Source organism: Streptomyces spiroverticillatus (genome assembly GCA_014650415.1).
Classification (GTDB): Bacteria; Actinomycetota; Actinomycetes; order Streptomycetales; family Streptomycetaceae; genus Streptomyces; species Streptomyces spiroverticillatus.
This window is the reverse complement of sequence record BMUX01000007.1, coordinates 107,391-132,293: the sequence shown is the minus strand read 5'-3', so window position 1 is coordinate 132,293 and position 24,903 is coordinate 107,391. Positions and strand designations below refer to the sequence as shown.

The following is a 24,903-nucleotide window of genomic DNA, read 5'->3' as shown; positions in this document are numbered from 1 at the left end:
GGGCACTCCCGAATCAACCCAGACACAACGGGACACAACACCCGGTGGCGGGGACCTCAGCAGCCGTCGTATCCGGCGGTCGGCATGGAGAGCCTGCGGTGCACTTCGGCCTTCATCGTGGCGCTGTAGACGGGCTCGTCGAGCCCGGCGGTCTCCAGCCGGACGCCGCGCCGCTCGCACTCGGCGAAGAAGTCGGCGACGGAGCGCACGGCGCGGTGCAGGACGCGTTCGTTGGCGGTGACGAAGAAGTCGACGTGCCCGGCGTCGATGTCAGTCCACAGGGCGCGGTGGTCGTGCGGCAGGGAGTGCACGACAAGCTGGCGGATGACGACGTAGCCCTTGTCGGCGGCCCAGCGGGCGCACATCGCGTGCTGGCTGCGGGTGTCGACGAGGAAGGGGTCGCGGTCCAGCTCTTCGAGGGGGGTGAGGCTGGCGATGACGGCGACCCGGACGTCTCTGCGGGGCGCGGCCTCCCCGGGGGCCGGAGCGGCCGCTTCCGTGGAGTGCGTGCGCGCCTCGCCCATGACCCGTCCCCTTCGCCGCTGTCGCGGACGACCCTACTCCGATCGCCCGGGCGGCAGGAGGCGCGCACGGGTGGCACGGTGCGCCTCCGGGAGCGCCGTAGGGTGGATCGGACGTCGGGAGAGGAGTGCGCATCACTGTGAGCAGCGCGGGAACGGTCATCACCTGGTGGGGTCATGCCACCTGCACGGTCGAGGACTCCGGGGTGAGAGTGCTCACCGACCCGCTGTTCGTACGGCGCTTCGCGCATCTGCGGCGGCGCAGGGGCGCGCTGCCCACCGCCGAGGCGGCCCGCGCCGACGCGGTCCTGATCTCGCACCTGCACTCCGACCACCTGCACCTGCCCTCGCTGTCCCGGCTCGCCCCGGACTCGCTCGTGGTGCTGCCGCGCGGGGCGGTCCGCGCGGTCCCGGCGCTGCGCCGCTTCCGCACGGCGGAGCTGTCCCCGGACGAGTCCCTGCGGGTCGGCCCCCTGACCGTCCGCGCGGTCCACGCCGAGCACGACGGGCGCCGCCTCCCGATCGGCCCGCACCGCTGTCCCGCACTGGGGTACGTCGTCGAGGGCGCGTCCGCGACCTACTTCGCGGGGGACACGGGCCTGTACGACACGATGGCCTCGGCCGTCGGGCCGATCGACACCGCCCTGCTCCCGGTCGGCGGCTGGGGCCCGAACCTGGGCCAGGGCCACCTGGACGCGGGGCGCGCGGCGCAGGCCCTGGCGGCGCTGGACCCCCGGCACGCGGTGCCGGTGCACTACGGGACGTACTGGCCGATCGGCCTGGACGGGGTGCGGCCGCACGAGTTCCACGCGCCGGGAGTCGAGTTCGTACGCAAGGCTGCCGTGCTCGCGCCGAAGGTGGCGGTGCACAGGCTGGAGCACGGCGAGAGCGTGCGGACGGAGGACGCCCGGTGAGCGGTGCGAGATGGGCGTCGGCGCAGTGGGTGCTGGACGCGGCGCAGGTGGTGGACGTCAAGGTCCCTCCGGAGGCCACCCAGCAGGCGGTCGGCTACCCGATGCTCTTCGCGCTGGTGGTGCTGGGAGCCCTCGTCCCGGTGGTCCCCACCGGGGCACTGGTCAGCACGGCCGCCGTGGTGGCCCTGCACCAGAGCATCCCCGCGCTCTCCCTGCTCGTCGTCTTCCTGGTCGCGGCGGCCGCGGCCTTCGTCGGCGACCTGGCCCTGTACTGGCTCGGTGTGCGGGGCGTCCGTTCCGAGCACGGCTCGAAGTGGCTGGACGCGCTGCGCAAGCGGGCCCCGGACCAGCGTCTGGAACAGGCTCAGCGCAAGCTGGAGGAGCACCGCTCGAAGGTCCTCACCCTCTCCCGCCTGGTCCCGGCGGGCCGGATTCCGGTGATGCTGGCGTGCCTGCTGGCGAAGATGCCGATCGGGAGGTTCGCCCGCGGCGACGTCCCGGCGTGCCTCGCCTGGGCGGCGGCCTACCAACTGATCGGCATCCTCGGCGGCACCCTCTTCTCCCGGCCCTGGGAGGGGGTGGCGGCGGCGATCGCGGTGACGCTGCTGATCAGCGGCGTCCCGTCGCTCTGGCGCAGGGTGCGGGGCACGGCCTGACGGGCCCTGGGCTCAGGACAGCACCCGCGAGGCTCCGACGCCCAGGTCCCAGAGATCCTCGCGGCGGCGGCCCGAGGCGGCCCACGCCTCGCGGACGCGGGTCAGGGGTTCGAGGACCGGTTCGGCGGAGAGGACGAAGGTGCCCCAGTGCATGGGGGCCATCCGGCGGGCGCCGACGTCGGCACAGGCGCGGACCGCCTCCTCCGGGTCCATGTGGACGTCCTGGAGCCACCACCGGGGGTGGTAGGCCCCGATGGGCAGGAGGGCGAGGTCGAATCCGGGGTAGCGGTCCCCGATCTCGCGGAACCAGTGCCCGTACCCGGTGTCCCCCGCGAAGTACACCCGCTGCCCGCCCCCGTCGGACAGCACCCACCCGCCCCACAGCGTGCGGCACGTGTCCGTCAGGGAGCGCTTGCTCCAGTGGTGCGCGGGGACGAAGTCCAGCCGTACGCCGCCGAGTTCGGCGCCCTCCCACCAGTCCAGCTCGGTGACCCTGGTGAAGCCCCGGCGGCGGCACCAGCGCGCCACTCCGGCCGGGACGAAGAGCGGGGTGTCGCGGGGCAGCCGCTTGAGGGTCGGCGCGTCGAGATGGTCGTAGTGGTTGTGGCTGATGACGACAGCGTCGACGGGCGGCAGGTCCTCCCAGCGCACGCCCACCGGTGTGACCCGGGGCGGGGTGCCGAGGATCTTCCGGGACCACACCGGGTCGGTGAGCACGGTGAGCCCGCCGATGCGGACCACCCAACTGGCGTGCCCCGCCCAGGTGACGGCGACGGTGGCGGCGTCGACGACGGGCAGCGGCCCGGGTTCGTACGGCAGCCGGGAGATGTCGCGCAGCCCGTCCCGGCCGGGCCGGATGGCGCCCTCGCGGGCGAGCCTGGCCAGTGCCCGTACGCCCGGGAGCGGGGCGGTGAGGCGGTCGGCGAAGGTGCGCGGCCAGGGGGCGGTGCGGACCTCGCCGACGGGGCGGGTCAGGGGGGTGGGCGCGGTCGGGCGGGGGCGTTCCGCCAGGCCGCCGGGGGTGCGGCCCGCGGAGCGTTCCGGAGGGTCGGTGAGTTCGGTCTGTTCCGTCATCGAGAGGCTCCGTTCGGTGGCGTACAGCGGTGCACAGTTGCGTCGGCTCAGGTGCGCTTGTTCACGGACGGCGGGCACGGCCCAGTTCGGCGAGGGCCGCTGTCAGGTGGTTCAACGCTTGCTCCAGATGCGGCAGTTCCAGCGGGTCCCGTGCCGTCAGGGACTCCGTGCGCTGTGCGGGGGTTGCTCCCAGCAGGGGTGCGGTGGACAGGCGTACGCGCAGGGCGCCCAGGGAGTCGCCGAAGCGGTGGCCGCCGGGGACGGGGGTGTCCAGGCGGGCGGTGAGGTACTCCTCCAGCTCCATGGAGTCGGTGACGCCGTGCTCGGCGAGGCCCTCGCGGAGCGGTCCGAGGTCGGCGTAGAGGTGCCGTCCGGCGACCGGGGGCCGGGCGAGGGCTCCGGCGTCGAGGACCGCCCGGTGCACGGCGTGCTGGACGCGGGCGTGCATCGCGGCAGCGGCGGCGGCGCGCTCGACGACGGGTTCCGGGTCGTGCAGGGCGTACGCGGCGGCCTCCGCGACCGGTGCGGGGACGGTGGCACCGAGCGCGGCCAGGACGTCGAGGGCGCGGGCGCGCAGGGCTGTGCCCGCCGCGGTGGATGGCACCCGGGCGACGGCGACGGGCCAGCTGGTGGGGGTGAGGGCGCCCGCGAGGTCGCTGAGGACCACGACGTGGTCGGGGAACATCTCGGCCGGGCTGAAGAAGACCGTCTCGCGGGGCCGGTGCACGGTGTCGCGCCAGGTCTCGTCGCTGACGACGGTGAGCCCCTCGGCGAGCGCCACCTCGCAGACGGCGCGCACCGTCTCGGGCGGGGCGAGGGTGGCCGTCGGGTCGTCGGGCACGGACAGCAGCAGGAGCCGGGGCCGGCCGCCCTCGGCGCGTATCCGGGTGACGGTCTCCAGCAGGGCGTACGGGTCGGGCACGCCGCCGCACTCGGCCGGGGTGGGCACGTGGAAGGAGGTGCGGACCCCGGCCAGCAGCCGCACCTGGGCGGCCCACCAGGCGGGACAGGGCCGGGGCAGCAGCACATCGCCGCCGGCGGCGGCCATCAGGGCGAACAGCAGGGGCGGTCCGCCCGGGGCGGCGACCACACCGTCGGTGTCCACGCCGATGCCGCGCCGCCGCCAGTGCCCGACGGCCGCGGCGCGCAGGGCGGTGCCCCCGCCGGGCGGTTCGCACACGGTGCGGCCCGCGGCGGCGGCCAGGACGGCGGCGAGTTCCGGCAGGACGGGCAGCCCGGGGTCGGGGGCGGGCGGCCCGTGCCGGACCCGGCCCCGCTCGGCGGCGGGGCCCAGGGCCGCTGCGACCGGTACCGGGTCCGCTCCGGTGCCGTCCTTCGCGGGGCGGTGTGCTCCGGCGCGCGCGGGGTCCTCGGGAGCCGTCCGCTGCATGCCTGAAACCTCCGCCGGGTGCCGGGTTCTCGTCGCCAGGACATCCGCCCTGACCCCTTTGCCCTTTATACGTAGCTCTGCGGCGGCCCGCCTCTCGTGCCCGCACCGCAGCCGCCTCCCGCACCCGCCTCCCGCCGGCACCGGCCGGGCGCCGCGAAGCCTCTCCCCCGCCACCTCGTGCGCCCCGCCTCGCCCTTGATTAACCGGGGCTTCATTTCGCGATCCGGAATGGGATACGACTTTGCGCCGTTCGGCCGAGAAGCCCCCTGCCCCGACTGCCGGAAACAGACATCCGCGCCGCTCGCACGGTGATTTTCGATCAACGACGGAAAGGCCCTGACCTGTGACGCTGGCACGTACCGCAGGTAGGTTCGGACCAACGCCGCGCATGCTTTTAGGACATCTGCACGTGCACCGCGCCCAGGCGGAACCCCAGGACCTATTGTCAGTTCTGTAAGAGAGCGACAACATTGCGTAGCAGGTCGCACGAAATCGAGTGCGCTCTGCATCCCGCCCGGTTACTGGGGAGAAACCGGGCGGTGTGCAGAATTTCTTTCGCCGCAGTGGACCACGTGTGTCCGAGGGGGGCAGTTGCTGGTATACGGCACCACATTCTCCGAACGCGGATCCTTGTCCGGGAGGCGTTGACCGTCCCCGACCCGCGGCCGGCCACGTCCCACGAGGAACCCGGCCACCAGGCAGGACTTACCGTGTGCCGCGTTCGGACGGCAGAGCTTTTCAGGACCGCGCGCAGGCCCCGACCAGCCGTGCGCGGGCAGCACCCGCACGCCCTGGAAACAATTCCCGCGGGCCCTGGCAAGAGGTTCGGAACTCCCCTGTGCGAATTCTCGACGCGGCCCGCCCATTCCTTTCGCCATGCTTTCCGGACGTCCTCTCCCCATGCCCGGAAACAGACCACGCAATGGGCATAGCGCCCTTTCCCAAGGAGGCCGCCATGACGCAGCCCCGGTCAGAGGAACCCGCTGCCGGATTACTGCTCGAAGCTTTCGACCCGCAGCTGTTCCGGGAGAACTCCGAATCGGCCCTCGGCAGGCTGGAAAAGCACTTGTCGGACCTCTCCATCAGGGGTCTCGAACTCATCAGGCCCGCCGCTCTCACCCGGGCGGCACAAGCCTTGATGGCTCCGGACAGCGATCAGGTCAATCCCTTCGACGAGGAGCGGCTCGGGGCGATCCTGGACCTCTACATCCGGACCGGAATCCCGGTGCACTCGCCCGGCTACATGGGCCGGCAGTTCTCCGGGGTGGTGCCCCTGTCCGGCGTGGTGGACTTCGTCAGCTCCGTCGTGAATCAGCCGTCGTCCTTCTACGAGGCCGCCCAACTCCCGAATGTGGCAGAGCAGTTGATGGCGGGCGAGCTCAACCGGTTCATCGGCTTCGACCCCGACCGCTTCACGATGGTCACCACCTCCGGCGGCTCGCTGGCCAACCTCACCGCGCTGCTGGCCGCGCGCAACGACAAGTACCCCGACTACTGGGCCGAGGGCGGCTCCGCCGTCGCGGGGCGGCCGCGTCCGGCCATCGCGGTCGGCGCGGACGTGCACTACAGCGTCTCCCGGGCCGCCGGGGTGCTCGGCATCGGCGAGGACCAGCTGGTCAAACTGCCGCTGAACGACGCCAAGCAGATCTGCATGGAGCAGGCGCCGCACGTCCTTCAGGCGGCCGAAAGCCGCAAACTGAAGGTGTTCTGCCTGGTGGCGTCCGCCGGCAGTACCTCGCTCGGCGCCTTCGACCCGCTGGGCGAACTCGCCGACCTGGCCCGCCGCAAGGACATCTGGCTGCACGTGGACGGCGCGCACGGGGCGAGCCTGCTGGTGTCCGACAAGCAGCGCGCCAAGCTCAAGGGCATCGAGAAGGTCGACTCGCTGACCTGGGACGCGCACAAGATGCTGTTCGTCCCCGCGCCCTGCACGCTGCTCTTCTACCGGAACGGGGAGAAGGGACAGGGTGCGTTCCGGCAGCAGGCGAGCTACGTGTTCGACGAGGAGCCGGACATCTACACCGACCTCGACAGCGGGAGCAAGAACTTCGAGTGCACCAAGCGGCCCATGATCATGCCGCTGTGGACGCTGTGGTCCGTGTTCGGCCGGGCGCTCTTCGCCGAGAAGATCGACTACCTCTGCGACCTGACGGCGCAGGCCCATCAGGTCGTCGAGCAGGAACCGGACTTCGACGCCCTGCACCGGCCCGAGTCGAACATCCTGTGCTTCCGCTACCGGCCGTCCGACCTGATCAGGGCCGACGAGACGCACCGCCTCCAGGTCGCGATCCGCAACCGGATCAAGCGCCAGGGCAACTTCTTCCTCTCCAAGGTCAACGTCGACGGGGTCGCCGCACTCCGCGTCGTGATGATGAACCACCAGATCACCGTCGAGCACTTCCGGATGCTGCTGAACGAGATCCGCAAGGTCGGCGAAGAGCTGCTCCACGGCTGACCGGGACACGCGTCCCCGGTCGCTCTCCCCACGGCCGCACGCCGGGCCGACTCCCCACGGCCGCACCACAACCCGGCCGCACACCGTTCGAGCAAGGGACCTCACGTATGACGACGATCTCTCCGCTGCCTCGGATATCGACCGACGAGGCCACCGCACTGGCGATGCGACTGATTCCGGACTGGGAGTGGAACCCCCAGTCGGTCGGCGCCGTACGCGCCCTGCCCACCTTCGCGGGCAAGCTCGTGGAGGCGGCCCAGGCCTACCAGACCCCCTACCCGGAGCTGCCGCACACCGTGCAGGACGCGCTGGTGCTGCGCCGTCTCCAGCAGCAGGTGCACACCGCCCGGCTGAACCCGCTGTGGCGCGCCCGGCTCGCCGAGGCGGGCATCACCGGTGCGCCCGCGACGTACCGCGACTGGCAGCAGGTCCCGCTCTCCGACAAGGACGTGCAGCGCGACTTCTTCATGGACGAGCGGCCCGGCATGGTGGTGCCGCTGCACCACGGCGGGTTCGAGGTGGTGGCCAGCGGCGGCACCAGCGGCGGACGCCCGCTCGAAGTGGTCTACTCACTGCGGGAGTTGGAGGACACGTACCGCATCGCGGGCGACTTCATGGGGACCTACCAGCTGGGCAAGTACCTGCCCGGCATCGGTCCCAAGTGGCTGATGACGACACTCGCCGACTACCAGATGTGGAGCAGCGGCACCATGGTCGGCGGCGTGCTCAGCCACGTCCCCGGCATCAACTACATCGGCGCGGGCCCGGTCACGGCCCCGGTCCTTGAGCACATGTTCTCCTACCCGGGCCCCAAGGCCCTGATGGGCATCACCGCGGGCATCGCGATCCTCAGCGACCTGGGCGCCGGAATGAGCCAGGAGGCGAAGGAGAGCTTCCGGGTCGCGCTGTACGGCAGCGGGGTGCTGGCCCAGCGCAAGCGGGCGGAGCTGCGGGCGATGTACCCGAACCTGGCCATCCTCAGCTACTTCGCCGCCACCCAGGCGGAGACCATCGGCCTCCAACTCTCAGAAGAATCCCCGTACTTGGCCTCCGTGCCCGGACTGCACTTCATCGAGATCGTCGACGCCGACGGCCGGTGGGTGCCCGAGGGCGAGGAGGGCGAGCTGGTCGTCACCCGGCTGCACGCCCACGAGACCCCGCTGCTGCGCCTGAAGCTGGGCGACCGGATGATCCGCCGGCCCCGGCTGGACGGGGCGGGCCTGAAGACCCAGCAGTTCGAGTTCGCCGGCCGCACCGGTGACGTACTGCACCTCAACGACAGCCAGTACTCGGCGGCGCGCGCGTACGAGTCGCTGCGCGACGAGCTGCGGGCGAGCACCGGGGTGGACCTGGACGCGCTGGCGCACGAGGTGCAGTTCGTGAACCACCGCGAGTCCAGGACGCTGGTGTTCCTGGCCTCCGTGGACGACGTCGCCGGGGTGACCTACAGCCTGGACACGGCGCTGGGCCCCTACGGCGTCCGGCAGACCTTCCTCAACTCCCTCCCCCGGTCGCTCTCGCTGTTCAACCACGGGGAGGCGAATCCCGCCTCGATCGAAAAGACCGGCTACCAGTTCCAGATCAAGTTCGTGCACCGGATGTCGGCCGAGATCGAGCGCACCGACGTCGGAAAGGTCCCCCTGGTCCGCGACCGCGGCTAGGGCCCGCCCGGCGAGCAGAGACAACTCCCGCAGCACGTGACAGGAGTGGCAACAGTGGCAGTGAAACAGAAGGTCAACATCGTCGCCGTGGTGGACGTGATCGGCGCCCTCTCGGACGGCACCCTCGGCAACGGGAACCTGTGCCTGATCGACGACGGCCCGTACGACAGCCGCGGCCAGGGCACCCCGCAGCTGGAGACCGTCGTCGCCCCCGGCCAGACGGTCCAGTGGACCGCGCTGGCGGTGGACCTCCAGACGCCGGTCGAGATCAAGAGCATCACCTTCGTCGGCCAGGACGACGACACCAGTCACCGGGGCAACGGCGCGGCGCACCGCCCGCACGAGTCCGCCCAGCAGCAGCACCCGGGCCAGCGGCCCCAGTCCCGGCGGTCGTCGGGATCGTCGCAGGGCCTGGCCCAGGACCGGGACAACGGCGACGTCGCGCACCAGGCCAACGGCCACAAGGAGACGTACGAGAACCTGGAGCTCGCCGTCTGGTCGGGCGTCGTCCCCTACCACCTGACCCCGGGCACCCCGCTCAAGTACCGGCTGGAACTCCAGATGTACGAGGGCCCGCGCAGCACCCTGACGGTCGAGTCGGCCGCACTGGTGGCCACCACCCCGCAGCAGTGACGGCACCGGCCGCGACAGTCGCGCGCGCCACACCCACCGCAACCGCAGCAGCACAGCATCAGGCGAGGAAGGCGGGCTCATGCCCCAGCAGTTAGCGATCATCGTGCTCGTGGACGTCGGCAACGCACTGGAGGCCAAGTCCCTGGAGGACAACACCTATCTCTTCGACAACATGAAGCTCCAGGGCTCCGAGAACGAGGGCACCGGCAAGCTGGTGACCGCGATCAACGGCTCCTACTGGAGCGACGGTTCGCAGGCCAGCGAGCAGGTGCTCAACTGGCTTCCGTACAGCCTGGGTTCCCTTCCGCCGACGGTGCCGCGCGGTTACGAGGTCGAGCGCGCCCGGCAGACCGACCAGAAGGCGCTCGCCGATCTGGAGGCCCTGGTCAACCGGCCGGCCGGGCAGGGCGCCGACCCCTCGGCGGACCTGGCCCAGATCCAGCGGTCGGTGGGCACCCGGGTCAAGTCCAACCGGCGCAACCGGGGTCCGGCCGCCGCGAAGATCCTCGACCTCACCGGCAAGGTGGTGCCCGCCGACAGTTCGGCCGCGCACAGCTACCCGGCCCCGGTGATCACCGACATCTACGGCGAGGCCGTGGACGAGAAGATCATCTATCCGGCCGAGTACGGCTCGCCGGACTTGGTCACGGACGGCTGGTACTGGTCGGCGACGGTCGACACCTCCCGCCCGGGGACGTACGCCTACACGATGAAGATCCAGCTCCACAAGCTGGTCGAGTCGGGCACCGAGGCGCTCTGGGAGCCGGTCAACCTGACCTGCGAGTCCTGGCTGCGGATCACCTCGGAGCCCAAGCGCAACGGCTTCACGGGCGCGGGCCTGGGCCTGCTGCCCCTCTCCTAGTGCGCGCACACCACCCCCAACCACCGGAAGAGGAGGAGCAGATGACCACCAAGGCGAAGCCGCGGACGACGACCCCGCGCATCACCAACAAGCGGCCGATCTCCATCAGCGCGGTCGTGGACGCCGTGGGCGTGCTGGCGTCCCTGAGCACCAGGGGCCACGTCTACCTGTACGACACCAACCGCACCGCCGGATCGACCGGGTTCGGCACCGAGCAGCTGCGTACCAAGGTCAAGGCGGGCGACACGCTCCTGTGGTCGCCGCTGGCCCTGGAGTGCGAGGCGTACGTCGCCATCGACGGCATCGAGATCGACCCGGCGGTGGCCGAGCCGGTGCGCAAGGTCTACCCCGGGACGGACGTCTCGTACTGGACCGCGACCGTGAAGAGCCTGCCGGGCGAGGAGGTCCCGTACCGGATCAGGTACCGGGTGGGCACCCGCACCGAACCGGTCACCAGTGACCAGTCGTCATTCCTGATCGGCTAGAGCCCGGCCACCGGACCTGAAGGAGGAACGTTGAGCACCACAACGCGCAGCAGCGTGCAGGAGCAGGACCAGGAGAAGCAGAATCCGGGCCAGCTCAACTCCGTGCAGCTGAACATCGTCTCGATCGTCAACATGGAGCGGGCGACGGAGGAGAAGTCGCTGGAGAACGCCCTCTACATGATGGACAACAGCGTGGGCGGCACCGGCCAGGGCACCCCGCACCTGGAGACCGTCGTCAAGCAGGGCCAGGTACTGAACTGGATCATCCGGCCGATCGACATGGAGAAGCGGCCGGACGGCACCTGGCCGCCCATGCCGAAGATCAACAACATCGTGGTCCTGGACACCGAGATCGGTGACGAGGAGGACGTGGCGGAGAAGAAGATCTTCACCGAGCTGAAGATCTACGGCGGCCCCGACCGGATGCGGGACAAGTTCACCCCGGTCTACTACTACTGGGCGGGCACGGTGCTGAGCACCGCGAAGCCCGGGGTGTACAACTACCGGCTGGTGGTGGAGCTGGAGCAGGAGGACACGCGCGAGAAGCTCTACCTGAACACCTACGACCACCCGTCGATCCGGGTGCTCGCGGTCTGATCCGTACGGCACACAGGGGCGGGTGCGCGCGGCACGGGCCGCGCGCACCCGCCCCGTACGGGCGTCAGGCGGCTTCCTTCAGCGCCTGCGCCCGCAGCTGGGTGCAGCACCGGGTGATCAGCCGGGACACGTGCATCTGGGAGAGGCCGAGGTCCTCGGCGATGCTGCTCTGCGTCATGTCGCGGAAGAAGCGCATGTAGAGGATCTTCCTTTCGCGCTCGGGGAGTTTGCGCAGGCCGGGCTTGATGGCCTCGCGGTCGACGATCACGTCGAGTGCCGGGTCGGGCCCGCCCATCGCGTCCGCCAGCGAGTAACCGTCGTCGCTGCCGGGGAGTTCGGCGTCCAGGGACAGCGCGGTGAAGGAGTCGAGGGCTTCGAGCCCGGTCAGCGCCTCGGCCTCGGTCATCCGGGCCTGGGCGGCGATCTCGGCGACCGTCGGGGAGCGGCCCACCATGGTCTGGGCGAGTTCCTGGTGCGCGGTGCGGACCCGGTTGCGCAGGTCCTGGACGCGGCGCGGGACGTGCAGGGTCCACATGTGGTCGCGGAAGTGGCGTTTGATCTCGCCGGTGATGGTCGGCACGGCGAAGGACTCGAACACGGCGCCGTGCTCCGGGTCGTACCGGTCGACTGCCTTGACCAGGCCGAGGGCCGCCACCTGGCGCAGGTCCTCCAGCGACTCCCCGCGGTTGCGGAACCGTCCGGCCAGCCGCTCGGCCATCGGCAGCCACGCGTTGACGATCTCCTGCCGGATCGCCTCGCGTTCGCGGCCGTCCGGCAGGTCGGCGAGGAGCCGGAAGGCCCCGGTGGTGTCGGGTGCGTCGTCGTGCGGGTGGCGCTGACGGGTGCGCGAAGTCTGAGTGCGCATCGGATTGCTCCCTGGAACCTGAAGTCACGGTGCAGACGGATGGGTGTCACCGTGGGGAGCAGGAGAGCCGGGCCCGGATGCCGTACCGATCGCTCGGAACACGTCCGGAGCACTGTCCACCGCTCCCACGGACGTGCCTCCGGTCCGAAGCACGTGGTTCGCCTGCCCTGGCGCACTGACGGCAAACGGGGCGCACTTGGATCTGTGACGCGGCGCACATCCGGGCGTCGGGAGCGGTTCGACCGCCGGGGTCAGGGGTTCAGGAGGAGGTCGCCGTGTCGTACGCGGCGACCGCGCGCGCGAGGAAACGCGCGACCACCGCGCGCTCGTCCGGGGCCAGTTCTTCGGTGGCCGCGGTGATGCCGGAGATCAGCGGGGCGACGTACTCGAAGGCGGTGGCCGACCAGTCCTCACCGGGGGTGACCACGACCTTGCGGCGGTCGGTGGGGTGGGGCTCGCGGCGTACGTGTCCCCCGGCGGCGAGCCGGTCGATGACCAGGGTCATGGCTGCGGTGGAGGTGCCCAGGTGACGGGCGAGCTCGCTGGGGGTGGTGGGGGCGACGTTGACCAGGTGGTCCATGACGGCGAGGCCGGCCGGGTCGACGTGGAGCTTGCGGCCGAGGAAGCGCTCGAAGCGCTGCTGCCGGAGGGTCAGCTCGCGCAGTTGCGCACGGATGTCGTCCGACGGGTCCCGTGGGGCGGACTGGGGGGCTGCGGCTTTTTGGACATCCATGGGGATCAGGATACTGTCGATATTGCTAAGAATATTGATAACCAAGATCCTGAGGTACACACGCTGTGAGTACTAACGAGACGGGCGCCTACAGCCAGGGCACCACCGTCGAGAAGCCGCCCTACCGGTGGCGCTGGCTGATCCTGGCCGTGATGATCGTCGCGGAGATCATGGATCTCCTGGACGCGTCGATCGTGAACGTCGCAGGTCCCGCCCTGGAGAAGTCGCTCGGCGCGACGTCCGTCGGCCTCCAGTGGGTGATCGGCGGGTACGCGCTCACCCTCGGCGCGGGCCTGGTGCTCGGCGGACGGCTCGGCGACCGGTACGGGCGCAGGCGGATGTTCCTGATCGGCCTGTTCGCCTTCACGGCCGCGTCGCTGCTCTGCGCGCTGGCCCCGAACATCGAGCTGCTGATCGTGTTCCGGCTCGTCCAGGGCACGGCGGGCGCGATGCTGCTGCCGCAGGGCCTGGGCCTGCTCCGGGAGAACTTCTCCGGCCCCGAACTCACCAAGGTCTTCGGCATCTTCGGCCCGGTGCTGGGCCTGGGCGGGATCATCGGCCCCGTCCTCGGCGGCGGCCTCATCGAGGCCGACCTCTTCGGGCTGGGCTGGCGGCTGGTCTTCCTGGTCAACCTGCCGATCGGCCTGGCGGCGCTCGCCGTCGCGTGGAAGTTCGTACCGAAGAAGGAAGGCGACCGGAAGGTCAGGGTCGACGGGCTGGGCGCGTTCCTGGTCGCCGTGTCCTGCGCACTGCTGGTACTGCCCCTCAACCAGGGGCAGGAGGACGGCTGGCCGCTGTGGACCTGGCTGTGCATGGGTGCGTCCGTCGTCGGCTTCGTGCTCTTCGCCCTCCAGCAGCGCCGCACCTCCGCCCGTGGCGGCGAACCGCTGGTGACACCGGCGCTGCTGCGCAAGCCCGCCTTCACGGTCGGGCTGGGCGGGATCGCCCTCTTCTTCGGCGGCCTGGTCGGCTCGCAGCTGGTCCTGACCCTCTACCTCCAGATCGGCCAGCACTTCACGGCCGGCGAGGCGGGGCTCGGCAATCTGCCGCTGGCGCTGGGCACGGCGGTCGGCGGCGCGGTCTCCGGCGCCGTCCTGGCGGACAAGCTGGGGCGGGCGGTCATCCAGATCGGCCCGTTCGTGCAGCTCCTGGGAGCGGGACTGCTCTGGCACGAGCTGGAGGGCCTCGGCGCCGGAACCCTCGCGGACTTCTCCGTCTGGGACGTCGCGCCGGGTGTGGCCGTCTCGGGAGTCGGGGCCGGCATGGTGATCGCCGCCCTGTTCAGCTTCATCCTGGCGGCGGTGGACGACGACGAGATCGGGTCGGCGTCGGGTGTGCTGTCGGCGGTGCAGTCGATCGGCGGTTCGATCGGCGTGGCCGTCTTCGGCTCGGTGTTCTTCGCGCAGGCCAAGACCGGCGAGTTCGGGACGGGCTACCGCTACGCGCTGATCGTGCAGGCCTCCCTGCTGATCGTCTTCCTCGCCATCACTTTCCTGCTGCCGAAGAAGGGCCGCCCGGAGGACGAGCAGCACGCGCTTCCCGAACCCTCCTCGGTGGCCCCGGAGCCGGAGCTCACCCCGGCCAGTACCCGGTGAGCTTGCGCACGGCGGTGGCACCACCGCGCTCCACCGACGTGCGCACGACGGCGAAGATGGCCCCTTCCAGGGCGACGGCGGGCAGGATCTCGCGCCAGCGGCGGTCCCGGTCCAGGCCGTCGGGGGCGTCGTCCTCCCCCGTGACCGCCTTCCAGGTCTTGCGGAAGGCGAGCCCGGCGAGCATGCCGCCCGCCATGCCGAAGATCATGCCCAGTGGCTTGTAGAGCACTTTGCCCATGTCAGGCCTTCCCCCCAGGAATCACGTCCAGGGACATCGGTTCACGCTCCGGGCCCGCCGGGGGCGGGGGGAGCAGTACGTCCTCGTAGGCTCCGAGCGCGAGTATCGCGCCGAGCATGAAGATGGGCAGCAGCACCGCCAGCAACGCCATGGCCCTGTCCTTCCGTGGAATGGGTACGGGCCTGTGGGGTGCGGGTGACCCGGGCCACAGCCGCTAAACACGGCGGGCCGAGGTCGGCCGGAACCGGCCTGCCGGGGGTACCACCGGGTGCGGCCCACTCCGGGCGCGGCCCCCGCACACGCCGTCCCTGACGGTTGCGGGGCCCGCGCCCGGAGCCCATCCCTATCCCAAGGTGGCCTTGCGGCCGCCGTACGAGTCCCCCGGGACGGGGACCGCAAACCCCCTGCCGGGGGCGGCAGTTGACGGAGTCGGAGATTCCGGGGGCGGGCCGGGAGCGAGGGGGTCGGTTGGGGCAGGGGGAGGAGGGTAAGCGGGTGCCATGTCCGAGCCCATCGTGAGAATCCCCGCCCGCGCCCCCGGCCGCATCGCCGACTGGCTGACCGCCCGGGACCACGCCGTCTTCCGGTCCGTCGCCACCCGCCACTGGCCGGGCGCCGACCACGTCCTGCCCCGGCTGAGCCGCAGCGCCAATCACGGGCTGCTGTGGTTCGGCGCCGCCGCCGGCATCGCCGCGTTCGGCGGCAGTACGCGTTCCCGGCGCGCCGCCGTGCGCGGGGTGGCCTCCCTCGCCCTGGCCTCCGCGACCGTCAACACCGTCGGCAAGCGCTCGGTGCGGCGGATAAGGCCCGTACTGGATTCCGTACCGGTGATCAGGCAGCTGAAGCGGCAGCCGGTCACCACGTCCTTCCCCTCCGGGCACTCCGCGTCGGCCGCCGCGTTCGCGGCCGGTGTGGCGCTGGAGTCCAAGGGGTGGGGGGCGGCCGTCGCGCCCGTCGCGGCGGCCGTCGCGCTGTCCCGGGTGTACACCGGGGTGCACTTTCCGAGCGATGTGCTGGTGGGTGCCGCCGTCGGGGTGGGTGCCGCCTTTGCCGTACGAGGTCTGGTGCCGACCCGGGACCAGCTCCCCTCCCCCGGCCGCCCGCACACGGACGCGCCCAAGCTGCCCGCCGGGCGCGACCTGGTGGTCGTCGTCAACAAGGCGTCCGGCAGCGCCGCCGCCAAGGCCGCGCTCGTACGGGACGCCCTGCCCGAGGCGGAGGTCCGCGAGGTGGACCCCGACGACCTGTGCGCCGAGCTGGACAAGGCCGTCGAGCAGGGCCGCGCGCTCGGGGTGTGCGGCGGCGACGGCACGGTGAACCGGGCCGCGGTGGCCGCCGCCAAGGCCGGGGTGCCGCTCGCGGTGTTCCCCGGCGGCACCCTCAACCACTTCGCGTACGACCTGAACATCGAGACCGTGCAGGACACCTGCCGGGCGGTGGAGGCGGGCGACGCCGTCAAGGTGGACCTGGGGCGCTTCACGCCGGGGCCGAACCCCGACGGCTCCCCCGGATACTTCCTCAACACCTTCAGCCTGGGCGTCTACCCGGAGATGGTCCGCATCCGCGAGCACTGGTCGCCGCGCATCGGCGGCTGGCCCGCCGGGGTGCTCGCCGCGTACGAAGTGCTGCGCAGGGAACGGCCGTTGCACGCCGAGGTGCGCGGCAAGAAGCGCGGGATGTGGATGCTGTTCGCCGGGAACGGCCTGTACCAGCGGATGGGGCCCACCCCGGGCCGCCGCTTCGACCTCGCCGACGGACTGCTCGACGTACGCGTGGTGCACGGCGGACGGCTGCCCGGGCTGCGGCTCATGCTGGCGGCGCTGTCGGGGCCGCTGAGCCGCTCGCCGTTCCACGCGGCGGGGCGGATGCGGCGGGTGCGGATCGCGGGCCTGGAACCGGGCACGCCGCTGGCGTTCGACGGCGAAGTGGCGGAGGCCCCGCCCGCCTTCACGATCGACAAGGCGGACGAGGCGCTCACGGTGTACCGGCCGCTGCCTACCGTGCAGACGGCTCTGTAGTTCCGGACGACCGGTCCCCGGGGACGAGTTCGCCGTCGGCGTCCTCGTCCGTGGGGGCCTCGGTCACGTCGAGGAAGACCTGGTCGGCCTCCGGCCAGGTCTTCCGTATGTGCTTCTTGATGCGTTCGGAGACCAGCTCGACGCGCTCGCTGTCCAGGCCGGGCATCAGGTCGATGCGGGCCGCCACGAGGGTGGACTCCAGGCCCAGCCGCATGGTCAGCAGGGACGCCACCCGGTCGATCTCCGGCTGCTCGCCCAGCAGGTCGCGGATGCCGTCGCGCAGCTCCGGGTCGACGGCCTCGCCGATGAGCTGGGCGCGGGCGTCGGAGCCGAGGCGGTAGGCGACGTACACCAGGAGCAGGCCGATGGTGAGCGAGGCGGCGGCCTCGTACGCGACCTGGCCGGTGACCATGTGGGCGATCATTCCGGCCATGGCGACCAGGACGCCGACCACGGCGGTGGAGTCCTCGGCGACGACGGTGCGCAGTGCCGGGTCCTTGCCGAGCCCCTCGCCGGGCTGTTTGCGGACCTGCCACAGGGCGCGCACGAGGGAGGTGCCCTCGGCGACCAGCGCCACGAACAGGACGATCAGCCCGGCGACGTAACCGCTGGTGGCCTCCGCCTCCGGCGGTTTGACCAGGGCCTCGATGCCCTGGAAGAAGGAGAAGCCGGCGCCGAGCACGAAGATGCCGACGGCGGCGAGCAGCGACCAGAAGTAGCGCTCCTTGCCGTAGCCGAAGGGGTGCCGGCGGTCGGCGGGGCGGCGGCTGCGGCGCAGTGCGGCCAGCAGGAAGACCTCGTTGATGCTGTCGGCGACGGAGTGCGCCGCTTCGGACAGCAGGGCGGGCGAGGACGCGAGGAGGCCGCCGACGGCCTTGGCGACGGCGATGAGGAGGTTGGCCCCGAGGGCCACCAGGATCGTGATGCGGGTCTTGCGGTCGGCCCCGCTCTCGGCAGGTGTGCCGCTGCTTCCACCGGTCTCGGTCACCGGCGTCAGTTCCTCGGGAGGAGGGGTCCGAGGGGCCCCAGGTCGATGTTGAGGTCCTCGGGCTTGAGGCCGAACTTGTCGCGGAGGATGTCCATCCGGTCCTCCAGCAGCATCAGCGTCATGCCGATCCGTTCCTCCTGGTCCTCGGTGAGTTCGCCGGTGTCCACACGGCGCAGTGCCTGGCGTTCCATGAGCTGGCGGAGCAGCTCGACGACGGTCAGGACCAGCTTGGCGAGGTCGCGCTCGACGGTGTCGGCGTCCAGCTCGACCTGCTTGCGGCGGGCCTCGTCACCGGTGGTGGCCGGGGCGGCGCCGGTGGAGCCGAGGCTGATGTTGCCGGCCTTGCCGGTGGCCACCGCCTCGTCCAGGTCGGCGGTGGCGAACTCGGCGCTCGTGGTGGTGCCGGGTGTGCCGGTCACGAGACTCTCGACGGTCTCGGTGATGCGGTCGAGGCGGTCGTCGTTCACGCCAACTCCCTTCCTCTCCATGTCAGTTCAGGTCCTCGAAGGGCGAGGGTACGTTCTCGCTGACCGAGCTGATGAGGGCGTTGAGGTCGATGCGTACGAGATCGACGTCCGCGATCCGCAGGGTCAGGTCCCCGGAGAGCACCACTCCCCCGCCCAGCAGCCGGTCGAGCAGGTCGACCAGGGCGATCTCGCGCTGGGCGAGGGCGTCTATGTCGTGGTCGTCGGTGTAGTGGGTCATGCGGTGCCTTCTTCGTCACCGATTCCGGTGAAGGAGTACGGGGCCCAGGGCCCGGTGAGTTCGACGGTGACGCCGCCGCCCTCCTCCGGGGAGAGCGCCTGCACCTGCTCCACGAAGGCCTCGCTGTCGGCGCGCGGTACGAGGTAGGCGGCGTTGAGCACGTTCTGCCCGGTGCGGCCGGAGATGCGGCCGTCCTGGAGGCGGTGCAGCTGGGCCGCCTCGGCCTTCTGGGACAGCTCGGTGTGGAGCGTGCGGCAGAGCGCGTCGGCGTTGCGGGACTCCGTCTCGCGGCTGCGCTTCTGGGCGAGCCGCTGCTGGAGGTAGCTGCGCCCGGCGCCGGGCTTGTCGGGGGACGGCGGGGCGACGGGTGCGGCGGCCTTCTTGGGGGCGGCTTCGGCGTACACCTTCACGCCCCACTCGACCCGCCCGTCCAGCCGCTCCAGCGCCCGTACGAATCGGGCCCGACCGTCTTCGAGGAGCCGGCGCACCCCGTCGTCGTCGCGGCACAGCGTCGCCAGGCGCAGCGGCAGCGGTGTCGTGACGGCGGTCAGCGCGGTGACGACGGCCTGGTGGGTGCGGGCGGTGCCGGCCAGCCAGTCGAGGTCTTCGAGGTGGGCCTTGAGGGGCGCCTCGTCGAAGTCGGCGGCGGGCACGGGGCTGACCACGGCGACCAGGCCCTCGTGGTGCAGGAGCCGGGGCGGTTCGCCGTCCAGGCCGCGCCCGCCCTCTTCGGGGAGGACTCCCTCGAAGGGGCGGGTCACGGCGTAGACGTAGCGCAGTTCCGCGGGCCCCGACACGTCCTGGAACGTCTCGTCGGGGCCCAGGGGGCCTGGTCCGGGGCCGCCCTGTCCGGTGCTGCTCGTGCGGTTCGGGAGGTTCGGATCGCCTGTCATGTCTGTCATGCCTGTTCTGCTTGCCCGTCCTTCGCCCTTTCAAGCTCCGGGGCGGCGGCTTCCAGATCGGCGATACGACGCTTCAGGCGTTCGTTCTCCTCGGCGATCTCTCGGCGCCTGGCCCCGGAGGAGAGCGAGGGATCGTCCTCCCACCAGTCGATGCCCATCTCCTTGGCCTTGTCGACCGAGGCGACGATCAGCCGGAGCTTGATCGTCAGGAGCTCGATGTCCAGAAGGTTGATCTTGATGTCGCCGGCGATGACGACGCCCTTGTCCAGGACGCGTTCCAGGATGTCGGCGAGGTTCGCCCCGCCGCCGGACCCGTACGGGTCCGGCATTCTGGCGGCTGTGCTCATCGGTGACCCTTGTCTCCGGAGTCGGCGTACTCACGCTGCTTGCGCGTGTCGGCGTCCTCCTCGTCGTCCTCGACCAGTTCGGCGTCCTCGTACTCCGCCTCCGGGTCCTCTTCCTCCTCGACGTCCTCGTACTCGGCCTCGGGGTCGCCCTCCTCCTCGTACTCCGCCTCGGGCTCGCCGTCCTCCTCGGCGCCCTCCTCGTCGTACTCGGCCTCCGGGTCGTGCTCCTCGGCCTCTTCCTCGTCGAGGTCTTCCTCGTACTCGGCCTCGGGGTCGTGCTCCTCGTCGCCCTCCTCGGCCTCGGTCTCCTCGTCGTACTCGCCCTCGGGGCGGTCGTCGTCGCCCTCGTGGCCCTCTTCGCCCTCGTGGCCCTCCTCCTCGGCGCGGGCCTCTTCCTCCTCGGCGATGGCGTCCTCGTGGGTCTTGACGACCTCGCCGTCCTCGATGGTGCCGCGCCAGCCGTCGTCGATCTCGCCCTTCATGGAGATGTGCCGGGCGTAGTTCTTGAGGTCCAGGCGGGCCCGGCGGCCCTGGGCGCGCCAGATGTTGCCGGTCTTCTCGAACAGCCCCTTGGGGTAGTACTCGATGACCAGGCACACCCGGGTGAGGTTGTCGCCCAGCGGGTGGAAGGTGACGACGCCCTTGGTGGTGCCCTTGGCGCCCTCGGTGGTCCAGGAGAGCCGGTGGTCCGGCAGTTGCTGAGTGGTGTGCGCCTTCCAGCTCCGGTTGGACCAGAAGACCTTGAGCTTCCAGTCGGAGGTGGTGTCGTCGGCGGTGGTGGCGCTCTTGACGCCCTTGGCGAAGGTCGAGAAGTCCTCGTACCGGGTCCACTGGTCGTACGCGACCCGGACCGGCACACCGACGTCGATGGTCTCCAGGATGACGATGGGCTTTCCGCCCCCGCCGCCCTTCTTGCGCTTGCCCTTGCCGCCGAACAGGCCGGAGAACGCGTCCTTCGCCTTGTCCTTCACGTGACCGGCTCCGAGTTCCACGGCGGTACGCATCGGGCCCTTGCCCTCGGCGAGCTTCCTGCCGCCGGACAGGGCCAGCTTGGCGAAGCCGGGGCTGTTGCCCTCGGCAATGTCGTTGAGCCGAGCCGTGGACTCGCCCAGCTTGCGGCCCGCGCCGGTCAGGATGCTCGTGACCTTCGCGGCCAGGTAGGCCTGTGCCTCCTGCTTGAGGCGGTCGGTGATGTCGGGGTCCGGCTTCAGCGCGCCGGCCGCGCCCTTGAGATCAGCCACGGCTCTGGCCCCCCTTCGCGGCGCTCGTCCTGCGGGCCGCCGTCTTCTTCGCCGTGCCACTCGCACCGGAGGCGGTCTTGCGGGCGCCGCCGGTGGCCTTCTTCGCCGTGCCGCCGGTCGCCTTCTTCGCCGTACCGGACGAGGCGGTCTTCTTGGCCGCGCCCTGGCCGGTGGAACGGGCGCCGCCGGTCGCCTTCTTCGCGGTCGAGGAAGCGGCCTGCTTACGAGGACGGGCCTGGCGGCGCGGTTCCTCGCGCTTCTCCTCGGCCTCCGGCTCCTCGTCGTACTCCTCCTCGCCCTTGTCGTCCTTCAGACTGGTGATGTCGGGTACGATCCCGGCGGCCCGGTCCTGGACGTTCAGGGTGCGGTCGTGCAACTTGTCGGCGAGCCCGCTCAGTTGACGGTTGATGATCGCGCCGGTGGCGGCCTTGCCGACACCTCGCATGTCCTCGCGGAGCTGGTCGCCTATCTCCTTGAACTGCGGGTTGTTCTGCAACTGCGAGGACGCGAAGTCCATCAGCGCCTTCGGGCTCAGCTGCAGCTTCTTGCCCGCGACGAACGTGCCGACGGCGAAAGCGAACTTGAGCTTCTTCGTCCGCCCCAGCAGATAGCCCGCGCCCACGGCGAGCCCCAGTCCGAGCCTGTTGTTCATGGTTGCTGCATCCCCTTCTGCTTCTGTTCCAGCCTGTCGAGGAGTCCGTCCTCCAGGCGGTCGAATTCGGCCTCGTCGATCTCCCCGGCCTCGAGGCGCTCCTCGAGGGCGCGGAGTTCGCGCTGGATGGCCGCCGGGTCGTAGTACTGCTTCTCCGCCTCGTCCACCACCTTCCGCAGCACCCAGCCGGTGCCGCGGACGGGGGCGAACGGCAGCAGAAGCAGCTCTCCCAGGAGCCCCATGGGGCTACTCCACGAAGCTGTACGGGGGCAGCGGGCCGTTGACCTGGAGCACCAGGTGCGGGGCCTCCCGCTGGAGGGCGTCGACGGCCTCGACGAAGTCGGCCGACTTGTCGCGTTCGACGAGGAAGGACACGTTGGCCAGCCAGCCGGTGGACTCCGGTCCGGGGTTCGTGTCGGCGGCGGAGCCTTCGAGAGCCTGCCGGACCAGCAGGCCGTCGGCCTTCTCGCGCTGCTGCACGGCGGCCACGACCCGCTCGCCGAGGGCGAGCTTCTGCTCGTAAGTGCCGCCCCCGGCAGCCCTGTTGGCCTCGTTGAGGGTGCGCAGCTCGGAGTCGGTGGCGAGCACCTGGTGGAGCACGGCCTCCTCGTCATGGGTGGCCTTCACGTTGTACTCGACCTTGCCCTCCAGGGCGTCGAGGCGTTCCAGGTAGTGCTTCTCGCGCTCGGCGAGGACGTTCTTGACGGTCTCGTCGTCGGTGGAGACGCTGCCGAACCGCATCGGCAGGACCGCGCCCTGCGCGCCCGCCTCGGACAGCACGCTCTGGTGGGCGAGCAGATCGCGGCGCTTGGGGCGCAGATTCTCCGGCGATTCGCTGACCAGGGCGGTCAGCTCACCGGTCTTGATCGCGTAGACGGGCTGCGGCGGATCGCCCACGCCGCCCATCTGCTCGGGGAGCGCGGGATGCGACGCCCGGGTGATGCCGTAGACGTACGTGCTCATTCCTGCTCCTCCTTGCGGCGCGTCGTGGTGCGCCGGGCCCGCGGCTTGGACTGGGCGCTCTCCTCGCGTGCCTGCTGGAAAGCGCCGGATATCGTCTCGGCGGCACCGGAGAGGGCGCCCTTGGTCTTGCCGGACGCGCCCTTCTCCATCATGTCGCCGGTGATGTCGGTCAGCCCCGAGGGCTTCTTGGCGCCGGTCTCCAGGTCGAGGCGGTTGCAGGCCTCGGCGAAGCGCAGATAGGTGTCCACGCTGGCGACCACGACACGGATGTCGATCTTCAGGATCTCGATGCCGACCAGGGACACACGGATGAACGCGTCAATGACGAGCCCCCGGTCGAGGACGAGCTCCAGGACGTCGTAGAGGCCACTGGTACCGCCGCCGCCTCCACCTTGCTGTGCGGGAACAACGGACATGTCGTCCGGTCTCCTTCTCTGTTGGGTACGCGGGGGCCGGTGCTACTTCTTGTCGGCCTGGCCACGCGCATAGCGGCCGACGCGGCGATATCCGGTGAGCTCGCCGTCGGGGTCCAACTGGACCTCGTACGAGGCGAGCAGGCTCATGGTGTCCGGGACGCGCTCGAGTTCGAGCACCTCCACGCGGAGCACCCAGCCGCCCTCGATCTGCTCGAAGGAGGACACGGATTCGGCGGGCATGCCGGTGAGTTCCGAAATCTGCTCGCGCGCAGCACGCAGGACCTGCATCGGTCCCGGCTTTTTCTGCCGCGGCGCAGCGGGCTTTTCGTCCTTCTGGGCCCTCTGCTCGCTCTGCTCTTCGCTCTGTTCTTCGTCGGCCTTGGACGGGGATTTCTTCGTGGTGTTCTCAGATGTATTTGCCATGTCTGCCTCGGTGGACCGGGTAACCGCACACGTCTGGCGCAAACCCTCCGAGCGGGAGAGTTGTTCGAATCACGGCGGGGTACCCGTCGCGCCATGACAACAACAGACAGCGGAGAGTTCCCGGAGGTCCGCACGCGCATTCCGGCGCGGCTGGACCGCCTCCCGTGGTCCCCCTGGCACTGGAGGATCATCATCGGCCTCGGCACGGTGTGGATCCTCGATGGCCTGGAAGTGACCATCGTCGGCAATATCGTCGTGCGGCTCGCCGAAGAGGGCAGCGGCATCAAGATCACCACCGCGCAGGTGACGACGACCGCGGCGGCGCTTTATGTGGCGGGCGCCTGTGTGGGCGCACTGGTCTTCGGCCGTCTCACCGATCTCTTCGGCCGCAAGAAACTCTTCCTGATCACGCTGGCGGTGTATCTCGCCGCGACGGCGGCAACGGCCTTCTCCGGCTCGGCGTGGTTCTTCTTCCTGTGCCGTTTCGTCACCGGGCTCGGAATCGGCGGTGAATACGCGGCGATCAACTCGGCGATCGACGAACTGATCCCGAGCCGGCTGCGCGGCCGCATCGACCTCATCATCAACGGTACGTTCTGGGCGGGCGCGGCGCTGGGCGCGCTGGCGTCCGTACTGCTGCTGAACACCGACCTGTTCCCCGAGAACGTGGGCTGGCGGCTCGCGTTCGGGCTGGGTGTGGTGCTGGGTGTCGTGATCCTTCTTGTACGGCGTCATGTGCCGGAGAGCCCGCGGTGGCTGATGGTGCACGGGCGGGAGGAGGAGGCCGACCGGATCGTCACGGCGGTCGAGCAGAAGGTCCACGACGAGACGGGCACGGCGCTGCCGGTGCCGGAGGAGGAGATCACGGTTCGCCAGCGCGGGTCGATCGGCTTCCTGGAGATCATCCGGACGGTGTTCTCGCAGTACCGCAAGCGGGCGATCCTGGGCCTGTCGCTCTTCATCGGGCAGGCGTTCCTCTACAACTCGATCACCTTCGGGTACGCGGTCATCCTGGAGAAGTTCTTCGGGGTGGGAACGGGCTCGGCGGCCTACTACTTCGCGGTGATCTGCGTGGGGAACCTGCTCGGGCCGCTGATCCTGGGGCACTTCTTCGACTCGGTGGGTCGGGTGCCGATGATCGCGGGGACGTACATCCTCTCCGGAGTCCTGTTGTTCGGTACGGCGATGCTCTTCCAGAACGGGGTGCTGACTGCGACGACGATGACGGTGTGCTGGTGCGTCGTCCTCTTCTTCGCCTCGGCGGGGGCGAGTTCGGCGTATCTGACGGTGAGTGAGGTCTTCCCGCTGGAGACGCGGGCGATGTGCATCTCGTTCTTCTACGCGGTGGGCACGGCGCTCGGTGGCATCACCGGACCGATCCTCTTCAACGGGCTGGTGAGCAGCGGAAAGCCGTCCGACACCACGCTGGCGTTCTGCATCGGGGCGGCGTTGATGGTGGGGGCGGGGATCGTGGAGGCCTTCCTGGGCGTGAAGTCCGAACGCAAGTCGCTGGAATCCATCGCCCAGCCTTTGAGCGCGGTCCGCTAGCCCTCGGGCCGGGAGGGGGCG

General features: G+C 70.7%; 29 protein-coding genes. 11 read left to right on the top strand and 18 right to left on the bottom strand.

The features are described from left to right. Window positions 1-56: 56 nt before the first annotated feature. Window positions 57-524 carry a hypothetical protein gene (locus tag IE269_RS20035; protein WP_229898006.1) on the bottom strand — a complete coding sequence of 156 codons (468 nt, stop codon included), beginning with the start codon at window positions 522-524 and terminating at the stop codon, window positions 57-59. Between the two features lie 137 nt (window positions 525-661). On the opposite strand from IE269_RS20035, the gene IE269_RS20030 reads away from it, so the two are divergent. Beyond that, complete coding sequence (locus IE269_RS20030; protein ID WP_229898008.1) at window positions 662-1,435, top strand: MBL fold metallo-hydrolase; 774 nt, start codon at window positions 662-664, stop codon at window positions 1,433-1,435. A 101-nt stretch (window positions 1,436-1,536) separates the two neighbouring features. Then, window positions 1,537-2,091, top strand: coding sequence for a DedA family protein (locus IE269_RS20025; protein ID WP_189824694.1), 555 nt, complete (start codon window positions 1,537-1,539; stop codon window positions 2,089-2,091). Between the two features lie 12 nt (window positions 2,092-2,103). Here the strand turns inward: IE269_RS20025 and IE269_RS20020 are convergent, their stop codons facing one another. After that, window positions 2,104-3,165, bottom strand: coding sequence for an MBL fold metallo-hydrolase (locus IE269_RS20020; protein ID WP_189824414.1), 1,062 nt, complete (start codon window positions 3,163-3,165; stop codon window positions 2,104-2,106). A 61-nt stretch (window positions 3,166-3,226) separates the two neighbouring features. After that, a complete protein-coding gene (locus IE269_RS20015; protein WP_189824413.1) occupies window positions 3,227-4,555 on the bottom strand; it encodes an aminotransferase class I/II-fold pyridoxal phosphate-dependent enzyme in 1,329 nt (442 codons plus the stop codon). 955 nt (window positions 4,556-5,510) lie between these two features. On the opposite strand from IE269_RS20015, the gene IE269_RS20010 reads away from it, so the two are divergent. From IE269_RS20010 to IE269_RS19985, 6 genes are all read left to right on the top strand, one after another. Next, a complete protein-coding gene (locus tag IE269_RS20010) occupies window positions 5,511-7,010 on the top strand; it encodes a pyridoxal phosphate-dependent decarboxylase family protein (RefSeq protein ID WP_189824412.1) in 1,500 nt (499 codons plus the stop codon). Window positions 7,011-7,117: 107 nt separating this feature from the next. Beyond that, window positions 7,118-8,671, top strand: a complete 1,554-nt coding sequence (locus IE269_RS20005; protein ID WP_189824411.1) for a phenylacetate--CoA ligase family protein — start codon at window positions 7,118-7,120, stop codon at window positions 8,669-8,671. Window positions 8,672-8,725: 54 nt separating this feature from the next. After that, a complete protein-coding gene (locus IE269_RS20000; RefSeq protein ID WP_189824410.1) occupies window positions 8,726-9,304 on the top strand; it encodes a hypothetical protein in 579 nt (192 codons plus the stop codon). A gap of 79 nt (window positions 9,305-9,383) precedes the next feature. Next, entirely contained in the window at window positions 9,384-10,166 is a 783-nt protein-coding gene (locus IE269_RS19995) for a hypothetical protein (protein WP_189824409.1), read from the top strand. Between the two features lie 41 nt (window positions 10,167-10,207). Beyond that, window positions 10,208-10,651: a hypothetical protein gene (locus tag IE269_RS19990; RefSeq protein WP_189824408.1), complete on the top strand. Its 444-nt coding sequence runs from the start codon at window positions 10,208-10,210 to the stop codon at window positions 10,649-10,651. Window positions 10,652-10,681: 30 nt separating this feature from the next. After that, window positions 10,682-11,248 carry a hypothetical protein gene (locus tag IE269_RS19985; protein ID WP_189824407.1) on the top strand — a complete coding sequence of 189 codons (567 nt, stop codon included), beginning with the start codon at window positions 10,682-10,684 and terminating at the stop codon, window positions 11,246-11,248. 64 nt (window positions 11,249-11,312) lie between these two features. On the opposite strand, the gene IE269_RS19980 is transcribed toward IE269_RS19985, so the two are convergent. Continuing rightward, window positions 11,313-12,113, bottom strand: coding sequence for an RNA polymerase sigma factor SigF (locus tag IE269_RS19980; RefSeq protein WP_189824406.1), 801 nt, complete (start codon window positions 12,111-12,113; stop codon window positions 11,313-11,315). A 259-nt stretch (window positions 12,114-12,372) separates the two neighbouring features. After that, complete coding sequence (locus IE269_RS19975; RefSeq protein ID WP_189824405.1) at window positions 12,373-12,846, bottom strand: MarR family winged helix-turn-helix transcriptional regulator; 474 nt, start codon at window positions 12,844-12,846, stop codon at window positions 12,373-12,375. A 152-nt stretch (window positions 12,847-12,998) separates the two neighbouring features. On the opposite strand from IE269_RS19975, the gene IE269_RS19970 reads away from it, so the two are divergent. Then, the gene (locus IE269_RS19970; RefSeq protein WP_189824693.1) at window positions 12,999-14,441 is read left to right on the top strand and encodes an MFS transporter; all 1,443 of its coding nucleotides are present in this window, start codon (window positions 12,999-13,001) and stop codon (window positions 14,439-14,441) included. Here the strand turns inward: IE269_RS19970 and IE269_RS19965 are convergent. Both IE269_RS19965 and IE269_RS19960 read right to left on the bottom strand, forming a co-directional pair. Continuing rightward, window positions 14,419-14,679 (bottom strand): DUF4235 domain-containing protein, encoded by a 261-nt coding sequence (locus IE269_RS19965; RefSeq protein ID WP_189824404.1) that lies wholly within the window; start codon window positions 14,677-14,679, stop codon window positions 14,419-14,421. The genes IE269_RS19970 and IE269_RS19965 overlap by 23 nt on opposite strands. 1 nt (window position 14,680) lies before the next feature. After that, window positions 14,681-14,830, bottom strand: a complete 150-nt coding sequence (locus IE269_RS19960; protein ID WP_189824403.1) for a hypothetical protein — start codon at window positions 14,828-14,830, stop codon at window positions 14,681-14,683. A gap of 349 nt (window positions 14,831-15,179) precedes the next feature. Between IE269_RS19960 and IE269_RS19955 the strand changes: the two genes are divergently transcribed. Beyond that, window positions 15,180-16,697, top strand: a complete 1,518-nt coding sequence (locus tag IE269_RS19955) for a bifunctional phosphatase PAP2/diacylglycerol kinase family protein (protein ID WP_189824402.1) — start codon at window positions 15,180-15,182, stop codon at window positions 16,695-16,697. Here IE269_RS19955 and IE269_RS19950 read toward each other — a convergent pair. From IE269_RS19950 to IE269_RS19900, 11 genes are all read right to left on the bottom strand, one after another. Next, a complete protein-coding gene (locus IE269_RS19950; RefSeq protein WP_438817598.1) occupies window positions 16,675-17,694 on the bottom strand; it encodes a cation diffusion facilitator family transporter in 1,020 nt (339 codons plus the stop codon). The two genes, IE269_RS19955 and IE269_RS19950, sit on opposite strands and share 23 nt — an antisense overlap. Next, window positions 17,691-17,948, bottom strand: coding sequence for a gas vesicle protein K (locus tag IE269_RS19945; RefSeq protein ID WP_401754930.1), 258 nt, complete (start codon window positions 17,946-17,948; stop codon window positions 17,691-17,693). Before IE269_RS19945 ends, IE269_RS19950 begins: the two co-directional genes overlap by 4 nt. A 226-nt stretch (window positions 17,949-18,174) precedes the next feature. Next, window positions 18,175-18,390, bottom strand: a complete 216-nt coding sequence (locus IE269_RS19940) for a gas vesicle protein (RefSeq protein ID WP_438817592.1) — start codon at window positions 18,388-18,390, stop codon at window positions 18,175-18,177. After that, window positions 18,387-19,292, bottom strand: a complete 906-nt coding sequence (locus IE269_RS19935) for a GvpL/GvpF family gas vesicle protein (protein WP_229898011.1) — start codon at window positions 19,290-19,292, stop codon at window positions 18,387-18,389. The genes IE269_RS19940 and IE269_RS19935 overlap by 4 nt, the downstream gene beginning before the upstream one ends. Then, on the bottom strand, window positions 19,289-19,639 hold the full coding sequence (locus IE269_RS19930) for a gas vesicle protein (RefSeq protein WP_189824401.1): 351 nt from the start codon (window positions 19,637-19,639) through the stop codon (window positions 19,289-19,291). Before IE269_RS19930 ends, IE269_RS19935 begins: the two co-directional genes overlap by 4 nt. Further along, entirely contained in the window at window positions 19,636-20,880 is a 1,245-nt protein-coding gene (locus IE269_RS19925; RefSeq protein WP_189824400.1) for an SRPBCC family protein, read from the bottom strand. The genes IE269_RS19930 and IE269_RS19925 overlap by 4 nt, the downstream gene beginning before the upstream one ends. Further along, on the bottom strand, window positions 20,873-21,532 hold the full coding sequence (locus tag IE269_RS19920) for a DNA primase (RefSeq protein WP_189824399.1): 660 nt from the start codon (window positions 21,530-21,532) through the stop codon (window positions 20,873-20,875). Before IE269_RS19920 ends, IE269_RS19925 begins: the two co-directional genes overlap by 8 nt. Next, window positions 21,529-21,774: a gas vesicle protein GvpG gene (locus IE269_RS19915; RefSeq protein ID WP_189824398.1), complete on the bottom strand. Its 246-nt coding sequence runs from the start codon at window positions 21,772-21,774 to the stop codon at window positions 21,529-21,531. The genes IE269_RS19920 and IE269_RS19915 overlap by 4 nt, the downstream gene beginning before the upstream one ends. 4 nt (window positions 21,775-21,778) lie before the next feature. Next, window positions 21,779-22,495 carry a GvpL/GvpF family gas vesicle protein gene (locus IE269_RS19910; protein WP_189824397.1) on the bottom strand — a complete coding sequence of 239 codons (717 nt, stop codon included), beginning with the start codon at window positions 22,493-22,495 and terminating at the stop codon, window positions 21,779-21,781. Beyond that, on the bottom strand, window positions 22,492-22,911 hold the full coding sequence (locus IE269_RS19905) for a gas vesicle structural protein GvpA (protein WP_189824396.1): 420 nt from the start codon (window positions 22,909-22,911) through the stop codon (window positions 22,492-22,494). The genes IE269_RS19910 and IE269_RS19905 overlap by 4 nt, the downstream gene beginning before the upstream one ends. A 42-nt stretch (window positions 22,912-22,953) precedes the next feature. Further along, the gene (locus tag IE269_RS19900; RefSeq protein WP_189824395.1) at window positions 22,954-23,334 is read right to left on the bottom strand and encodes a gas vesicle protein GvpO; all 381 of its coding nucleotides are present in this window, start codon (window positions 23,332-23,334) and stop codon (window positions 22,954-22,956) included. 93 nt (window positions 23,335-23,427) lie between these two features. Here IE269_RS19900 and IE269_RS19895 point away from each other — a divergent pair, with 93 nt between their 5' ends. Next, a complete protein-coding gene (locus tag IE269_RS19895; protein ID WP_189824394.1) occupies window positions 23,428-24,882 on the top strand; it encodes an MFS transporter in 1,455 nt (484 codons plus the stop codon). The last annotated feature ends 21 nt before the right edge of the window (window positions 24,883-24,903 follow it).

What these genes read in the sequence shown, in the direction of transcription:
- IE269_RS20035 (WP_229898006.1), bottom strand. Translation starts at nt 524, where the DNA reads ATGGGCGAGGCGCGCACGCACTCCACGGAAGCGGCCGCTCCGGCCCCC.
- IE269_RS20020 (WP_189824414.1), bottom strand. Translation starts at nt 3,165, where the DNA reads ATGACGGAACAGACCGAACTCACCGACCCTCCGGAACGCTCCGCGGGC.
- IE269_RS20025 (WP_189824694.1), top strand. Translation starts at nt 1,537, where the DNA reads ATGCTCTTCGCGCTGGTGGTGCTGGGAGCCCTCGTCCCGGTGGTCCCC.
- IE269_RS19905 (WP_189824396.1), bottom strand. Translation starts at nt 22,911, where the DNA reads ATGTCCGTTGTTCCCGCACAGCAAGGTGGAGGCGGCGGCGGTACCAGT.
- IE269_RS19920 (WP_189824399.1), bottom strand. Translation starts at nt 21,532, where the DNA reads ATGAACAACAGGCTCGGACTGGGGCTCGCCGTGGGCGCGGGCTATCTG.
- IE269_RS19980 (WP_189824406.1), bottom strand. Translation starts at nt 12,113, where the DNA reads ATGCGCACTCAGACTTCGCGCACCCGTCAGCGCCACCCGCACGACGAC.
- IE269_RS20005 (WP_189824411.1), top strand. Translation starts at nt 7,118, where the DNA reads ATGACGACGATCTCTCCGCTGCCTCGGATATCGACCGACGAGGCCACC.
- IE269_RS19965 (WP_189824404.1), bottom strand. Translation starts at nt 14,679, where the DNA reads ATGGGCAAAGTGCTCTACAAGCCACTGGGCATGATCTTCGGCATGGCG.
- IE269_RS19975 (WP_189824405.1), bottom strand. Translation starts at nt 12,846, where the DNA reads ATGGATGTCCAAAAAGCCGCAGCCCCCCAGTCCGCCCCACGGGACCCG.
- IE269_RS19940 (WP_438817592.1), bottom strand. Translation starts at nt 18,390, where the DNA reads ATGACCCACTACACCGACGACCACGACATAGACGCCCTCGCCCAGCGC.
- IE269_RS19900 (WP_189824395.1), bottom strand. Translation starts at nt 23,334, where the DNA reads ATGGCAAATACATCTGAGAACACCACGAAGAAATCCCCGTCCAAGGCC.
- IE269_RS19990 (WP_189824408.1), top strand. Translation starts at nt 10,208, where the DNA reads ATGACCACCAAGGCGAAGCCGCGGACGACGACCCCGCGCATCACCAAC.
- IE269_RS19970 (WP_189824693.1), top strand. Translation starts at nt 12,999, where the DNA reads ATGATCGTCGCGGAGATCATGGATCTCCTGGACGCGTCGATCGTGAAC.
- IE269_RS20015 (WP_189824413.1), bottom strand. Translation starts at nt 4,555, where the DNA reads ATGCAGCGGACGGCTCCCGAGGACCCCGCGCGCGCCGGAGCACACCGC.
- IE269_RS19910 (WP_189824397.1), bottom strand. Translation starts at nt 22,495, where the DNA reads ATGAGCACGTACGTCTACGGCATCACCCGGGCGTCGCATCCCGCGCTC.
- IE269_RS19935 (WP_229898011.1), bottom strand. Translation starts at nt 19,292, where the DNA reads ATGACAGACATGACAGGCGATCCGAACCTCCCGAACCGCACGAGCAGC.
- IE269_RS19930 (WP_189824401.1), bottom strand. Translation starts at nt 19,639, where the DNA reads ATGAGCACAGCCGCCAGAATGCCGGACCCGTACGGGTCCGGCGGCGGG.
- IE269_RS20010 (WP_189824412.1), top strand. Translation starts at nt 5,511, where the DNA reads ATGACGCAGCCCCGGTCAGAGGAACCCGCTGCCGGATTACTGCTCGAA.
- IE269_RS19995 (WP_189824409.1), top strand. Translation starts at nt 9,384, where the DNA reads ATGCCCCAGCAGTTAGCGATCATCGTGCTCGTGGACGTCGGCAACGCA.
- IE269_RS19960 (WP_189824403.1), bottom strand. Translation starts at nt 14,830, where the DNA reads ATGGCGTTGCTGGCGGTGCTGCTGCCCATCTTCATGCTCGGCGCGATA.
- IE269_RS19915 (WP_189824398.1), bottom strand. Translation starts at nt 21,774, where the DNA reads ATGGGGCTCCTGGGAGAGCTGCTTCTGCTGCCGTTCGCCCCCGTCCGC.
- IE269_RS19895 (WP_189824394.1), top strand. Translation starts at nt 23,428, where the DNA reads ATGACAACAACAGACAGCGGAGAGTTCCCGGAGGTCCGCACGCGCATT.
- IE269_RS19955 (WP_189824402.1), top strand. Translation starts at nt 15,180, where the DNA reads ATGTCCGAGCCCATCGTGAGAATCCCCGCCCGCGCCCCCGGCCGCATC.